Below are 15,100 nucleotides of genomic sequence, written 5' to 3'. Positions count from 1 at the left end.
ACCTGAAACGGCACAGCTTAAATAAAAAAAGGCCTGCAATTTTAGTTACAGACCTTTGTATTTTTTGCCTATTGCTTATTGTCTATTGCCTGTTGGCTTTTATGACGCCGGCGATTCAGGCTTTCTGCCTTCCGGTTTTGGCATCAGGATCTTACGGCTCAGTTTGAATTTGCCGGTCTTGTGATCGATGCCTATCAGTTTCACTTTCAGTTTATCGCCTTCTTTCAGCACACCTTCCATACTTTCGAGGCGTTTCCAGCTGATCTCACTGATGTGTAACAAACCTTGTTTGCCAGGCAGGAATTCAACAAAGGCGCCGAATTCCTTAATGCCTTTCACGGTGGCTTCGTACACTGAACCTACTTCAGGAACAGCAACGATGCCTTTGATCCAGGCAACGGCTTTTTCAAGGCCTTCCTTGGCCGGACTGAAGATACTCACCTCACCATAGTTACCGATTTCCTCGATGTTGATGGTGGTTCCGGTTTCACGTTGGATCTCCTGGATGATCTTACCCTGGGGTCCGATCACAGCGCCAATGAATTCCTTGTCGATGAACAGTTTTTCCATTCTCGGTGCATGTGGTTTCACCTCAGCTCTTGCTTCAGCAATACATTCATACATGGCATCGAGGATGTGCAGGCGGCCGTTGCGGGCTTGCGCCAACGCTTCACGCATGGTATCCATGCTTAAACCGTCTATCTTGATATCCATTTGCACACCGCAAATACCTTCGCGGGTACCGGTTACTTTGAAGTCCATATCACCCAGGTGATCTTCATCGCCCAGGATGTCGGTAAGAATGGCATATTTACCATCAGAGGCGCGGGTGATCAATCCCATGGCCACACCACTTACGTGTTTGGGAATGGGTACACCGGCATCCATCAACGCCAGTGAACCGGCGCATACGGTAGCCATAGAAGAAGAACCATTCGATTCCAGGATATCGCTTACCACGCGAACGGTGTAAGGATATTCGTTACCCGGCATCATTTGTTTCAGCGAACGCATGGCCAGGTTACCATGACCAACTTCGCGGCGGCCGGGCGCACGCATCATCTTCACTTCACCGGTTGAAAAGGGCGGGAAGTTATAATGCAGAATGAATTTGGTATAATCAGAAGTGGCGGCGCTTTCAACCAGCAGCTCATCCAGCGGCGTACCTAAGGTAACTGTGGTTAAAGACTGCGTTTCACCACGGGTAAATAACGCCGATCCGTGTGGAGAAGGCAGAATATCTACTTCCATGTTCAGCGGACGCACCTGGTCGAGCTGACGGCCATCCAGACGGATGCGGTCATCGAGGATCATGTTACGAACCACTTCCCATTGCAGGTCGTCGAAATATTTCTTGGCTTTTTTCTTTACTTCATCTTCAGCTTCTTCGCCAAGGCTTTCGATCAATTCTTTTTTCAGGTTATCGATGGCGTCGTTCCTGTCATGTTTGGCAGAAGCACCACGGGCGATCTGGTAGATCTTATCTTTTGCAAAATCGATCACTTTTTGTTGCAGCTCAGCATTCTGCTCGGGTTTGGTGTATTCCCGTTTGCCCTGTACGCCCACTTTGGCGCGCAGTTCTTCCTGGGCTTTGATCTGAAGGCGAATGGCATCATGCGCAATTTCCAGTGCTTTCACCAGGTCTTCTTCACTGCATTCTTCAGATTCACCTTCCACCATCATCAGGTTCTTGTCGGTGGCGGCGATCATGAAATCCATGTCGGCGTTGGCCAGTTCGCTGCGGGTGGGGTTTACGATGTATTGACCTTCCACGCGGCCTATACGTACTTCAGAAATGATTTCTTTAATGGGAATATCTGAAACGGCCAGTGCTGCAGATGCCGCCAGGCAGGCCAGCGCATCGGGCATAACTTCTTTATCGCTGGAAATAAGTGTTACCAGCACCTGAACGTCACAGAAATAATCTTCCGGAAAAAGCGGGCGCAAAGCGCGGTCGATCAACCGGCTTACAAGTACTTCATAATCGCTCAGTTTTCCTTCGCGTTTGAAGAACGAACCGGGGATACGGCCGGCAGCCGCAAATTTTTCCATATAATCTACTACCAGGGGAAAGAATTCCTGTCCTTCCTTGGGTTCTTTATTGGCAACAACAGTGGCCAGCAAGATGCAATTGCCCTGGCGAACCGTTACGGCTCCGTCTGCCTGACGGGCCAGGCGGCCGGTTTCAATAGAAACCTCGCGTCCGCCCCCTATATCAAAAGTTACGCTAATTGGTTGAGAGAGCATATTCTAAAATTGTAGTTTATGGCAGCTGATACCCTTCGGCATAGGTGGGATGTAGAGCCTGACGTTCATCAGCAACCAGGTTATTAAAGCAACAAGTTCAGAAAAAAAAGTATAGCAAAAACAACTATTCCCAACCGTCGTTCAGTTGGGAATAGTTGTTTATTATAATATACACTTATTTTCTGATGCCAAGTTTTTCAATTAAAGCGCGGTAACCTTGCAGGTTATGCTTGCTTAAGTAGTTGAGAAGGCGTTTACGTTGACCCACCATTGTCATCAGACCGCGGTGAGTTGAGAAATCCTTCTTGTTCTGTTGAAGGTGTAAAGAAATACTGTTGATGCGTTCTGTCAGCAACGCGATTTGTCCCTCTACGGAACCTGTGTTTTTAGCATCGCCACCATATTGTGCAAAAATGCTCGAAACTTTCTCTTTTGTTAAATAAGGCATCTCAATTTGTTTAAAGACATCCAAAAATTTTCTTCTTAATTTGGCGGCAAAGGTATATAATAAATTCTAATTGAGTGGATAGTATGGGGAAAATTTTTTTAAAAGACTATTTTCGCGTTCAATAGCTTGCCTCGCTATTTCGGGTTCCAGGTTGCAGGTTTCAGGTTCCAAGGCTCAAAGTGTTGACACCCTGATTATTCAGCAAAGTCCCTGTAACTTGTAACCGGGAACCTGTAACTGCAAGGTAGCCAGCATAAACATTCATTTTCAAACAAATACAAACTTTAGAACCCTTTACCGGCCAAATGAAACACCTGGTTTTTGCTGTAACCAATGAACTCAACTATGACCAGCGGATGATACGCATCTGTACTTCCCTGGCGCAAGCCGGTTATAAGGTAACCCTCATCGGACGCCGCTGGACCGGCTCCCCTGCCCTGGTACCCCGCTCTTTTCAGCAAAAAAGGCTGTATTGTTTTTTCACGACCGGCAAGATCAGTTACCTGGAATATAACCTCCGGTTGTTTTTCTATTTATTATTCAAAAAGGCCCATGCCGTTTGCGCTATCGACCTTGATACGATCCTTCCTTTTTATTTTATATCGAAGCTGAAGGCCATACCCCGGGTGTATGATGCCCATGAATTATTTTGCGAAATGAAGGAAGTGGTCAACCGGCCGGCGGTTTACCGCATCTGGAAAAAGGTTGAAAAATTCACGGTGCCTAAGTTCAAACACGGCTATACCGTCAATGACGCCATTGCCCATGAGTTTTACCGGCTGTACCAGGTGCAATATGCCGTAATTCGGAATGTGCCGGTTCTACATCCCATTACCATACCCGAAAAACCGGAAAAATACATCCTTTACCAGGGAGCGGTGAACGAAGGCCGAAGTTTTGAAACGCTGATACCTGCCATGAAACAGGTGAACGCCCGGCTTGTCATTTGTGGTGACGGAAATTTTATGCAAAGCGCCCAACAACTGGTAAAGGAACACGCACTTACTGATAAAGTGATCTTTAAAGGCCGTATTCTGCCGGCCGAATTGCGACAATATACTTTGCAGGCCTGGGCGGGGGTCACCTTGTTCGAAAACAATGGCCTGAACAACTACCATTCGCTGGGAAACCGGTTCTTCGATTACCTGCATGCCGGGCTGCCGCAATTGTGTGTAAATTACCCGGCTTACCGGGAAATAAACAATCAGCACGATGTGGCTGTTCTAATTAACGACCTGCTCCCTGAAACAATAGCCAGGGGGCTGAATGAACTATTAAATAACAAAAAATTATATACCCGTTTGCAACAGAATTGTTTACAGGCACGAGAAGCCATTAACTGGCAGCAGGAAGAAAAAAAGCTATTGGAGTTCTATAAAAATATAATCTAGCCAGTGGAAAAGCATTTACATATTATCTCATTCGACGTACCCTACCCTGTTGATCATGGCGGCTATTTTGACCTGTTTTATAAACTGGTAGCGCTGTATCAGCAAGGCATCCGTATCCATTTACATTGTTTTGAACACAAACGGCCACAACAGCCCGAACTGGAACAGTATTGTGCAGAGGTACAGTATTATCCCCGGCAATGCGGACATAAGGGCTTCTCTCATAAATTGCCTTACATCGTAGCTTCCCGCACCAATGCCCAACTGGAAGAACGGCTATTGAAAGATTCCCATCCCATCTTACTGGAGGGCGTACATTGCAGCTATCTGTTACACGACGATCGGTTCAACAACCGGAAAATAATTTTGCGGCTGCATAATGTAGAGTATAAATATTATAAGCAGTTGTTCCGTGCCAGCCATTCGCTTTTTCGCAAAATGTATTACCTGAACGAAAGCAGGCTGCTGAAGCAATACGAAAAAGCCATTGCCAACAAGGGACTGGTATTGGCCGTATCAGACCAGGATACCAATACCTACCGCAAGGAGTTCGGCGCTGAAAAAGTGGCCACCTTACCGGTGTTCTTACCATATACCCAGGTATCGGCGCCCGAGGGCGTGGGTTGTTTTTGTTTGTACCACGGGAATTTGTCGGTCATTGAAAATGAGCAGGCCGCCATCTGGCTGATGGAAAAAGTGTTCGACGATCTGAAGGTGCCGTTGGTGATCGCAGGAAAAAATCCTTCCCAAAAATTACAGCGCATTGCCAACAATCACCGGAATACCTGCCTGGTGGCTGATCCTTCCGAGCAGGAAATGCAGGATATGATCGGAAAAGCGCAGATAAACATCCTTCCATCCTTTAATGTAACCGGAGTAAAGCTGAAGCTGCTGAATGCACTGTTCAACGGGCGGCATTGCGTAGTGAATGAAGCTACGGTACAAAGCACAGGGCTTGAATCGGCCTGTCATATCGGGACGAACGCCAATGCTTTCAAAAGCCTGGTTGTACAATTATACCGGCAGCCATTTGCAGAAGAAGAGATCCGTTTGCGGAACACATTATTGCTGTCAACATTCGATAACAAGCGCAACGCCCAGCGTCTTATTCAATGGATATTTTAGCGTTGTCGATCACCCGGCCTCTTTCGGTACGAACCGTGCGGGCCGGGTATTTATTGATAACGATATAGTCGTGCGTGGCCATTACTATGGCAGTACCATAATCGCGGGAGATATGGAACAGCAGCTGCATGATCTCATCGGATGTTTCGGGGTCGAGGTTTCCGGTGGGTTCATCGGCCAGGATCAGTTTGGGCGAATTGAGCAGGGCGCGGGCAATATCAACGCGTTGTTGTTCACCGCCACTGAGCTCAAACGGCATCTTGAAGCCTTTGGCCTTCAGGCCGACTTTATCCAGCACGTCGATGATCTTTTCATCCATCAGCTTTTCGTCTTTCCAGCCGGTGGCCCGGAGTACGAAACGCAGGTTATCGTTTACGTTACGATCGGTGAGCAACTGAAAATCCTGGAACACTACGCCCAGGTTACGGCGAAGGAAAGGCACTTTTTTCCAGTCCATTTCCCGCAGGTTGAAGCCAACAACTGTACCATCCCCTTCTTTCAGGCGCAGGTCGCCATACATGGTCTTTAACAGGCTCGATTTACCGGTGCCTGTTTTTCCAACCAGGTACACGAACTCCCCTTTCTGAACTTTAAAATTTACATCCTGTAAAACAAGATTGTTCCCCTGATAGATATTTACGTGCCGTAGGTCAATGATGTTCTCCTGCATACTGATCCGTTAAGTTGAAACAAAAATAAGCAATTCGCTTCAGTTCTGTAGTTTGTGTTTTACCACCACTATCCGGTATAATGTGAATAAACTCAGTTATGTATGTCGTTTTCCAGGTCTCAATTGCCTGACAGGTCAGGCATTTATAGCGGGGTTAAAGGCTGGTTAGCAATGGCTCGTTTGGGCTGTAATATATTGTTAATTTTTTATGTCAGCAAATAGTTGGAAGCGATAATCCGGACCATCAGAGGGCAAAAATCAGACGGGCGCCCCGCCATACAGGGGCCTGTTCACCATTCACCATTGACCATTCACCATTGACCATTCCATCGCAGGAACCCCTATTTGTATTCATAGGAGAAATTGAGATATTCCGGAGATATCCCCGAGTTGTCCCGCTGTTATCTCCCCTCTTTTTAGATCCGGAATATCTACAGTTTAGTACAATCATGCCATTTAGTTGTTTCTATAATATGTGACTGGTATCCCAAAACGCAAATTCATTCACCATTAAACCAATACATATATGGCACTGTTAGAAGGTACAATTCAGTTTACAGGTTCCCTGCAGAACCTCAGCTTTTATAAAATGCGTGGTACAAACAAGATCGTTGTGCGCAAAAAAGGTGGCCCTTCCAGAAAGAAGGTAAAGCATTCTCCAGCGTTTGCGAACACCCGCCGCAATAACAATGAATTTGGTGGAAGGGCTAAAGCTGTGCGGCATATAAAAGATATCTTGTCTCCCCTGCTTTTTCTCGCTGATTATAATATTACCGGTCCGTTAAACGCGTTGCTGAAACCCATTCAGGAAATGGATGGGGAAAGCGATTTGGGAAAACGGCATATTTTGATCTCAAAGGAGCCCCGGTTACTGGAAGGGTTTACATTAAACCGCCGGTACTTATTTGAATCCATTGTAAGAACGCCTGTATCCTGTCTTATGCAAAAAGAAAAAGGCCTGGTGACTATCAATATCCCTGCTTTAATACCAGGTATCAATTTTATAGTGCCGGGCAATTATGACTGGTTCCAGTTCATTGCAGTGGCAGGACCAGTGCCCGATCTGTTTTTTACTGGTACCAGGTACAGGACTGAGGGAGATCAGTGGTATGGGCCTGAGATTGCAAATACACAGTGGTTACCCGTGAACGCCCCTGCTGCGGGCAGCCAACTGACGATAAAACCCGACACAGCATACACCTCATGCAGCACGCTGGTTGGCCTGGGCATAGCCTTTGGCACTATGCAGCGAAACGATATTGAACCGGTAAAATATGTTGGCGGGGCGAAGGTAATTGGGGTAGAATGATTATATTTTGTGTATTATTGGACCATGTTCGACTTTCGACTTAAAGTTTTTTATACCGTTGCCCGGAGATTGAATTTTACAAAAGCGGCGGATGAGCTGTTCATTACACAACCAGCGGTAACAAAGCATATTCACGAAATTGAAACCTATTACAAAACGCAGTTGTTTCAGCGGAACGGCACCCGGATCAAACTGACGCCCGCAGGCGCTGCTTTGATGGAATACGCAGAGCAATTGTTCGAGATCTATAGAAAGATAGAGTTTGAGTTGGCCGCCATCAATGAAAATGTAAAAGGAACCATTCGCATAGGCGCCAGTACTACTGTAGCTCAATATGTGTTGCCTAAATACCTGGCCTCGTTCAAACAAAAATTCCCTGATATTAAAATTGCTCTTACAACAAACAATACGGAGTTTATTGAAAACGCCCTTATTACCAATAAAATTGATTTTGGGATAATAGAAGGACAATCAAGACGGCCACAACTCAAGTATCTTCCATTCCTGAAAGATGAAATGGTACTGTGCACCAGAACGGGCAATCCGTTCATAAAAAAGCAATCTATTTCCCTGGCGATGTTAAAGGAGTTACCCTTGCTGATACGGGAACAGGGCTCCGGTTCGCAGGAAGTGATCACCACCGCTTTAAAAAAGGCGGGCCTCAACGCTTCGAAATTGAAAGTTGATATGGTGCTGGAAAGTACGGAAAGCATTAAGTCCTATTTATCCAGCTCCGATAGCTTTGCGTTTCTTTCCATTCATTCCATCCTGAAAGAATTAAAAAGCAACGAGCTAACTGTTATCGATATAAAAGACTTTACTATCGAAAGGTCTTTTTACTTCGTAAAGCAACAGGGCGATAAACAACCGCTGCCGGCGTTGTTCATGAAATTCATGTCGTCTGATAACTTTTAGTTATTGAACATTACATCTATTGATTTCTTTGCCGGTGCTTTGTGTTCCACCTTTGTGCCTGGAATGAATACAAGCAAGATGGAAAAGGATAAACTAACGCAAAACGGCAGAAGAACATTTTTAGATAAAAGCCTCGTCCGGACGAAGTTCAGTAGGGCGGGCATTACCACCCGGCAACTGATCTTTTTACTGGCCCTTGTTTTTTGCGTTTCACCACTCATCTCTCCTCCCGTGGCCTTATTATTGGGATTGGTCATTGCCCAGTTTATCGGGCACCCCTATCTGCATTTGAACCATAAAGTCACACATATTTTACTGCAGGCATCTGTCGTGGGACTGGGTTTCAACATGAATGTAACCACTGCCCTGGATGCGGGCAAAGACGGATTCCTTTTGACAGTCGCGTCTATATTTGGTACGCTGATCGTTGGTATTTTAATTGGCCGCATTTTTAAGATCAATGCCAAAACAGGCTATCTTATTGCGGCAGGTACAGCCATCTGCGGCGGCAGCGCCATTGCTGCCATTTCACCGGTAATAAAAGCAGACGAAAAACAAATAAGTGTTGCCCTGGGTACCATCTTTATATTAAATGCCAGTGCATTGGTATTGTTTCCGCTGGTTGGGCATTATTTGTCGCTCGATCAAACAAGATTCGGGTTGTGGTGCGCCCTGGCCATTCATGATACCAGCTCAGTGGTAGGTGCCGCCACTAAATATGGAAATGAAGCCCTCGAAATAGCCGCCACCGTAAAACTCGTGCGGGCATTATGGATCATTCCGGTAGCATTTTTCAGTATGCTGATCTTCAAAAATAAAGGGGGCCGGATCAAAGTCCCTTATTTTATCGGGTTCTTTGTAGCGGCCATTTGTTTGAATACGCATGTACCTGCCATGCAAAATATCAGTAACGCTATTGTCACCATTTCAAAGGGCGCGCTTACGGTCACCCTCTTCCTCATCGGTTGCGGTCTCTCAGGCAAAACGGTTATGTCGGTTGGCTGGAAACCCGTTGTACAGGGACTTATTTTGTGGTTGATCATTTCAATGGCCACTTTGGTTACCATTGTTTATTTACATTAACGGCGAATATCCCAATTACCTACTTTTGTGTTCTCCTCGCAGCATCCGTATCCCTTTGCAGTTAATCATTTCTTCATTAGAAAAAGGGTTGCCATGCTGAAATATCACATCCTGTCTTTCATAATGTTATGCCTGTCATATTCTTTGCATGCACAGCACAATTCCGGCGCAATGAACAATGCGCTTCCCCTTATTCCGGCTGTAGAACCGCAGCCGTTGCTGGCACAAGCCTTCCGCCTGAATGAGGCCCTTACATTTTTGGGCAGCTCGCTGTCGCCGTCAGCGGTAAAACAATTGAACGCCCTGCAGCATAAACCCCTCACCAAAGAAACCGTGAAACAGGTGCAGCGCATCCTCGATCCATATTGTATTGCCATGGTGAATATCAATCCGGAAGCCCGGGTAAAAATAACCAGGGGACCAGCCATGGCGAGGCTAATGCAGCATGGGTGGACAAGCTTTCTGGTTAAAGTGCACAATGAAGCCGGCGTTACGGCGCAGTTAAACGCAGAAAGCGTACATGCACAACCGGTACTGCATGTATCTACTTTTAACCAGCGGGCAATGGAAAAGAACCTGTTAACGCCCGGCCAGGTAGCCAACCGGTTCCTCGAGATCAACCTATATCGTAACAGGCCGCTGCTACCCCATCTTTCAGGCCTTGCACTGGAATATGCTGTAGTACAGTTGTACAGTAAAGATGCAGGACAACGCGAAGCAGAAATTGGATTCAATATCGGCCAGGGAACGCAGGATATCGGTTTTAGGAACACCATAAGCATTTTATTCAATATACTTCCTTCAGTAAAGGTGCAATTGAATGTGAAGGATGAAGATGGATCCCCCGCCATGGCTTCTTTTATTTTTTCCGATGGCATCGAGCGCATCATCGATGATTCTGCAAAGGCCATTAACCGGTCGGATATCGATTACCGATTTACCAGCGCCCAGCTGGAGTACTGGGAGTCCTGGCTGCCGGCAACCGGATATACCGTTCCGGCCCGGCTCACAGGCATTTATCCCCTTCCGTCGCGACGGGTTGCCGCTTTTGACGAATACCCTGATTTCTTCTTTCAACCCCAGGTGTATCGCAAAGATGGCGAACATGTATTGCTGCCACCGGGAAAGTATACCGTTCATTTTACCCGGGGGCCTGAGTATATAGAGCAAACAAAAGAGATCACGGTCCCCAAAGGCGTTGATTCCGTACAGCTTTTATTTCAGTTAAAGCGCTGGGTGCATATGGCCCGATTGGGCTGGTACAGCGCCGACCACCACGTGCATGCTGCCGGGTGCAGTCATTATGAAAGTCCGGAAGAAGGCGTAAAACCACCAGACATGTGGCGACAGGTACTGGGGGAAGACCTGGGCATCGCAGCTGTATTGGCCTGGGGCCCCGGATGGTATCACCAGAAGCAGTTTTTTACAGGTAACACAGATTCGTTATCCACCCCTGACAATGTAATGCGCTACGATGTGGAAGTATCGGGATTTCCCTCTTCACATGCCGGACACCTGGTATTGTTGCAACTGAAAGAAGACGATTATCCCGGCACCCAACAAATTGAAGACTGGCCCAGCTGGACGCTACCCGTATTACAATGGGCGCGGTCGCAGGGCGCTATTACCGGTTATGCCCATTCGGGAAACGGACTGCAACCTATGCAGGCAACTACATCGCTTCCGAATGATATTACGCCGAAAATGGATGGCATAGGAGCTAATGAATACATTGTAACGGTCACCAAAAACCTGTTGGATTTTTATAGTGCAGGCGATACGCCTGCCCCCTGGGAGCTGAATATGTGGTACCACACCCTCAATTGCGGATTCAGAACAAGATTGAGCGGCGAAACAGATTTTCCCTGTGTATATGATGAAAGAGTGGGCATGGCAAGAAGTTATTTTAAAAGCGATAGCGCTTTAAGTTACGCCGGCTATGTTAAGGCCATCAAAGAAGGAAGATCCTATGTGTCGGAAGGCAATGCGCACATCATTGACTTTTCAGTAAACGATGTGGAAGCAGGCACACGCAACAGCGAGTTAAACCTTAACGGCAGCGAGCCTGTAACCGTTCGGGCAAAAGTGGTGGCCAAACTTCCGGTTCAGCAGGACGAATATGGGTCCGCCCTTGCACAAAGGCCCATAGACCGGCAGCCTTACTGGCATATTGAACGTGCGCGTATCGGAAGATCGCGAAAAGTGCCTGTAGAACTGATCGTGAACGGAATACCCGTTGATACCACTGAAATTGTCGCGGATGGACAATGGAAGGATATCCGCTTTAACTACACCTTGAACGGGCCGGCCTGGGTAGCATTGAGAATTTATCCCAGCGCTCATACCAATCCCGTTTTTGTGTCAGTGAACAACCAGCATGTTCGGCTGAAAAAAAGTGCGGAATGGTGTAAACGCGCCTTACAGCAGTGTTGGAAAATGAAACAGGCCAATATCAGGCCTGTAGAGAGGAATGCAGCAGAGGAAGCCTATAAAAGTGCTGAAAGAGTGTATGAAGAGATCATAAAGACAGGCCAATAATTGCAAAGGCTATTTTATCAATTCCACTTTTGTGTTATATCGGCGGCGATGAAAACAATAGTACCCTTTTACATTGCCTTGTAATACTGCTGCCCATGACCATTTCAGGGCAGGGCCCGCTTACAGTGACGAAAATCGATAAAAGCAATGATTTAATGAATGGCGATATTTCATAACTTTCGTATACAAGGTTCTTACTTCTTTCCCATCGCATATTGAATGCCGCCCCACAAATGCTGTTGGAACAAAGGATCGGCATAAGATTCCTCTGTATGTCCTAATGCGGTATAAAAAGCCCGCCCGCCATCATAATTATGATACCAGGCCATAGGGTGATTGGCGCCGTTGCCTCCACCACTGTAAGATGTTTCATCTATGGAAATAAGCACGTGCAGATCGCTTTGAATATTCTTGAAATTATACCATTCATCAGTCCTTTTCCACGGGTTGGGTAAATGACTGGTGGCAATGTGTTTGGGGTCGTTGATTTTTAACACCGCTTCCTGGATCTGCGGATGGTTTCTAAAGTAAGCGCCTACCAGTTTGCCATACCAGGGCCATTCATACTCGGTATCTGTTGCTGAATGCACCCCCATGAATCCGCCGCCCCCTTTTATGTATTGTTCAAAGGCTGTCTGTTGCTCATCACTCAATACGTTGCCGGTAGTGTTTAAAAAGATCACGGCGGAATATTGCTTCAGGTTGCTGCTTACGAATTTAGTTGAGTCAGTAGTGGTATCTACATCGAATTTGTATTTCATGCCCAGTTCCTGGATGGTTTTCATGCCTACACCGATTGATTTGTGATGAAAGCCGGCTGTTTTTGAAAATACCAGCACCTTGTCTCTCGCCGGGGGATCTACTTTGCAGGAAAGGGAAATAAAAGCGTTCAATATAAAAAGCAAATGGCAAACTACTGTCGTTTTCTTCATGTATTTAAATTTTTTAATGCAGTGATACGGCCCCGTAAGATACCAAATTAAAGCATAAGAGAATCGGAGGTGTGCCACACTTTCAAAGTGTGGCACACCTGGCAGCTCTACCGGTTGGTTTGCGAGCTGTACGTACTTTCAAATATTTTATCCGCATTGCCGGCTTCAAACCCTTCACGGCGGTGCTCGCGCCTGAGCTGGTCTTTCGGCAAATGCGCAAATTGCGGCAATACGCGTCTTTCGGCAAATTCTACATACGAACCGGATATTTTATGAACGTCGCCACCGGCAAACCGGGCATCGATCATTTCGGCCACTGTAGAACTTTGCAACAAGCCGCCATCCGGACTGGTCTTTATCTTTCCCCCTGCATTATTTAATGTAAATCCGTTGCGCTCTAGGAACTCGTTGAATTGGGCTACCGTGTTATAGCCTTCTTTGAGATTATGTACGCTGATGGTAAAATGGTTCAGGTAATACCGGTTGTAAATGACCCAGGCTGCATATTCGCTTTGTTTGCCCAGCGCTTCAAAATCCTGCCAGGTGGGCAAACGCCACAAGCCGCTGTGCAGGAACTGATCTACCGCCTTTGCATCATCCAGGTTTAGCTGTTCAACCGGATCGGCCGTCACTTCATTGGTATAACTGGCGATGATCTGTTGTATTTCGGGCAACAGGTCATTGACCCGCAGCTCACTTATGAAAATACGGGGATATTGCGGGGATGGCGGCGCATACCAGTAAGCATCCAGTTTCTTTTCCGGGAAATGGAGGTAGTCCCTTTTCTGATAGCCATAATGCAAAAAGATCTTTTCCAGGGATTGGATGCCCAGGTGAGGGACGCCCATAGTACGAAATGCAATATGGTCATTTTCAATATCGGATGGTTGTTGTATGATGTTTTCCTTTATCATGGCATTCACAATGCCCGATACAGCCGGTACCCGTTCACGGTAGCGGGACATCAGGCCGGATAATACATTATCTAAAGTGGACATATCTATTAGAATATAGTTTTTGTTTTTAATTCGCAGTTACCGGTTTACATGTTTCTCATAGCCTCTCTTTATTGTTTATTGGCATACAGACTTCCATTCTTCGTCTTCAGAAACTTTTCAAACGGAATTTCTTCCTGTTTGATGAATCCCTTTTGCGGTAATTCTTTATTGGCCACCATTTCTACTACGGCGGCTACGGAAGCAGCTGTAGTCCAGGAAATGGCCCGCCATTCCTGGCCATTGATCTCGATGGGATGATACGCCTGGTAGAATTCTTCCCGGGCCAGTTCCTGCCCTTTCCAGCCTTCGACCACCGCATATACGTACACGACATCTTCCCGCACAGGCGGTTTTGCCTCTGTTAATATTTGTTCAGTTAAGGCGCGTTTGTCTTTCAGGATCAGTTCATATAATAAAAATCGCATCAGACGGGCATGGCCCGGATACCGGATGGTCTTATAATTGAGCGTATCTACTTTTCCTTCCAGGGTTTCGCATAATGTGCCTAAGCCACCGCTGGTACTGAATGCTTCAAATTCCTGCCCTTCTATATTGATCTGTTCAATACCGTCCAATGAAGGCACCATTTTGCGGATGCCGTTGTGTATCACTTCGGCGTCATTGATGTATTCATTGATAACACCGGCGGGTGACCAGGTGAATGAATAGGCCAGCAATCCATTGGGAAAGCGGGGTAATGCACCTACGCGCAGTTCAACATCGCGCAACTTGGTAAATCGATGGCAGAGATCGGCGCCCACGATACCAATAAATCCGGGGGCGAGTCCGCATTGCGGCGCCATAACGCCTTTGGATGTTTCAGCCATTTTGCGGATAGCGCTTGTGGTGGGCACATCTTCAGTAAGATCGAAATAATGGATACCGGTTTTATAAGCAGCTTCGGCCACCGGTAAATTCAGGTTGTACGGCAAACAGGAAACCACTGCATCGTACTTTGATAACAACTCTTCCAGAAACTTGCTGTCATTTACATCGCCGGCAATTGTTTCAAATGGTACATTGGCAGGTTTGTTTTTATCAACACCAGTAACAGTAAATACATTACTCAGCAAAGTGGCTACCAGTGAACCCACTTTGCCCAGTCCGATAACGGCAATATGTTTCATAATTTTTTTTATTACAGTATGAATATAATACAACCCTGCGACTTTCGCTCAGGAGGCTAATCGTTCAGGGCTTATAGCAGGAAGATAATTGAATATGTAGGTAAGACGTGAATACTATGGCACGTTTGCGCATGCGCTTCGCAGAAATGCCAGGTAAGAATAGAATATTTTAACTATATCATTCACTATGCGAATGTATAAAAAAAACGCTAAACGCAAAACCTGCCTGCCGGCAGGCGCTGAACGCTTAACGCGAAATAGAGCTAAAGGCTAAAGGCGGAAGGCGAAATACAGCCAAACGCAAAATACAGCTAAAA

At 46.4% G+C, this 15,100-nt stretch carries 12 protein-coding genes; 6 read left to right on the top strand and 6 right to left on the bottom strand.

Features of this window, described 5'->3' with window-relative positions; all coding sequences use genetic code 11:
* Nucleotides 1–99 precede the first annotated feature (99 nt).
* Together pnp and rpsO are read right to left on the bottom strand one after the other, a co-directional pair.
* The gene (pnp, locus tag JUB15_RS16285) at nt 100–2,247 is read right to left on the bottom strand and encodes a polyribonucleotide nucleotidyltransferase (protein WP_207513558.1); all 2,148 of its coding nucleotides are present in this window, start codon (nt 2,245–2,247) and stop codon (nt 100–102) included.
* A gap of 175 nt (nt 2,248–2,422) precedes the next feature.
* Nucleotides 2,423–2,695, bottom strand: a complete 273-nt coding sequence (rpsO, locus tag JUB15_RS16280) for a 30S ribosomal protein S15 (protein ID WP_205509713.1) — start codon at nt 2,693–2,695, stop codon at nt 2,423–2,425.
* 305 nt (nt 2,696–3,000) lie between these two features.
* Here rpsO and JUB15_RS16275 point away from each other — a divergent pair, with 305 nt between their 5' ends.
* Together JUB15_RS16275 and JUB15_RS28795 are read left to right on the top strand one after the other, a co-directional pair.
* Entirely contained in the window at nt 3,001–4,086 is a 1,086-nt protein-coding gene (locus JUB15_RS16275; RefSeq protein WP_242696377.1) for a glycosyltransferase, read from the top strand.
* A gap of 3 nt (nt 4,087–4,089) precedes the next feature.
* Complete coding sequence (locus tag JUB15_RS28795) at nt 4,090–5,211, top strand: glycosyltransferase family 4 protein (protein WP_207513557.1); 1,122 nt, start codon at nt 4,090–4,092, stop codon at nt 5,209–5,211.
* On the opposite strand, the gene JUB15_RS16265 is transcribed toward JUB15_RS28795, so the two are convergent.
* A complete protein-coding gene (locus tag JUB15_RS16265; protein WP_205509711.1) occupies nt 5,192–5,881 on the bottom strand; it encodes a cell division ATP-binding protein FtsE in 690 nt (229 codons plus the stop codon). The two genes, JUB15_RS28795 and JUB15_RS16265, sit on opposite strands and share 20 nt — an antisense overlap.
* Before the next feature lie 526 nt (nt 5,882–6,407).
* Between JUB15_RS16265 and JUB15_RS16260 the strand changes: the two genes are divergently transcribed.
* The 4 genes from JUB15_RS16260 (at nt 6,408) to JUB15_RS16245 (ending at nt 11,726) form a co-directional block, all read left to right on the top strand.
* Nucleotides 6,408–7,190, top strand: a complete 783-nt coding sequence (locus JUB15_RS16260) for a hypothetical protein (protein ID WP_207513556.1) — start codon at nt 6,408–6,410, stop codon at nt 7,188–7,190.
* A gap of 24 nt (nt 7,191–7,214) precedes the next feature.
* Nucleotides 7,215–8,105 (top strand): LysR family transcriptional regulator, encoded by an 891-nt coding sequence (locus JUB15_RS16255; protein WP_207513555.1) that lies wholly within the window; start codon nt 7,215–7,217, stop codon nt 8,103–8,105.
* A 3-nt stretch (nt 8,106–8,108) separates the two neighbouring features.
* A complete protein-coding gene (locus tag JUB15_RS16250; protein WP_242696376.1) occupies nt 8,109–9,188 on the top strand; it encodes a YeiH family protein in 1,080 nt (359 codons plus the stop codon).
* 93 nt (nt 9,189–9,281) lie between these two features.
* A complete protein-coding gene (locus JUB15_RS16245; protein WP_207513554.1) occupies nt 9,282–11,726 on the top strand; it encodes a CehA/McbA family metallohydrolase in 2,445 nt (814 codons plus the stop codon).
* 194 nt (nt 11,727–11,920) lie between these two features.
* Here JUB15_RS16245 and JUB15_RS16240 read toward each other — a convergent pair whose 3' ends face one another.
* The 3 genes from JUB15_RS16240 to JUB15_RS16230 form a co-directional block, all read right to left on the bottom strand.
* Complete coding sequence (locus tag JUB15_RS16240; protein WP_207513553.1) at nt 11,921–12,658, bottom strand: ThuA domain-containing protein; 738 nt, start codon at nt 12,656–12,658, stop codon at nt 11,921–11,923.
* A 107-nt stretch (nt 12,659–12,765) separates the two neighbouring features.
* Entirely contained in the window at nt 12,766–13,656 is an 891-nt protein-coding gene (locus tag JUB15_RS16235) for a DUF1338 domain-containing protein (RefSeq protein WP_207513552.1), read from the bottom strand.
* Nucleotides 13,657–13,724: 68 nt separating this feature from the next.
* Nucleotides 13,725–14,783, bottom strand: coding sequence for a saccharopine dehydrogenase family protein (locus JUB15_RS16230; RefSeq protein ID WP_207513551.1), 1,059 nt, complete (start codon nt 14,781–14,783; stop codon nt 13,725–13,727).
* Between the last annotated feature and the right edge of the window lie 317 nt (nt 14,784–15,100).

The sequence above is a fragment of the Longitalea luteola genome, assembly GCF_017356035.1.
Lineage (GTDB): Bacteria > Bacteroidota > Bacteroidia > Chitinophagales > Chitinophagaceae > Niastella > Niastella luteola.
Note: the sequence above shows the minus strand (reverse complement) of the source record. Positions and strands in the feature narration are given on the sequence as shown.

Excerpts from the sequence above, each read along its gene's own strand:
- pnp (WP_207513558.1), bottom strand. The coding sequence starts at position 2,247 with ATGCTCTCTCAACCAATTAGCGTAACTTTTGATATAGGGGGCGGACGC.
- JUB15_RS16245 (WP_207513554.1), top strand. The coding sequence starts at position 9,282 with ATGCTGAAATATCACATCCTGTCTTTCATAATGTTATGCCTGTCATAT.
- JUB15_RS16240 (WP_207513553.1), bottom strand. The coding sequence starts at position 12,658 with ATGAAGAAAACGACAGTAGTTTGCCATTTGCTTTTTATATTGAACGCT.
- JUB15_RS16265 (WP_205509711.1), bottom strand. The coding sequence starts at position 5,881 with ATGCAGGAGAACATCATTGACCTACGGCACGTAAATATCTATCAGGGG.
- JUB15_RS16255 (WP_207513555.1), top strand. The coding sequence starts at position 7,215 with ATGTTCGACTTTCGACTTAAAGTTTTTTATACCGTTGCCCGGAGATTG.
- JUB15_RS16275 (WP_242696377.1), top strand. The coding sequence starts at position 3,001 with ATGAAACACCTGGTTTTTGCTGTAACCAATGAACTCAACTATGACCAG.
- JUB15_RS16235 (WP_207513552.1), bottom strand. The coding sequence starts at position 13,656 with ATGTCCACTTTAGATAATGTATTATCCGGCCTGATGTCCCGCTACCGT.
- JUB15_RS16230 (WP_207513551.1), bottom strand. The coding sequence starts at position 14,783 with ATGAAACATATTGCCGTTATCGGACTGGGCAAAGTGGGTTCACTGGTA.
- JUB15_RS16260 (WP_207513556.1), top strand. The coding sequence starts at position 6,408 with ATGGCACTGTTAGAAGGTACAATTCAGTTTACAGGTTCCCTGCAGAAC.
- rpsO (WP_205509713.1), bottom strand. The coding sequence starts at position 2,695 with ATGCCTTATTTAACAAAAGAGAAAGTTTCGAGCATTTTTGCACAATAT.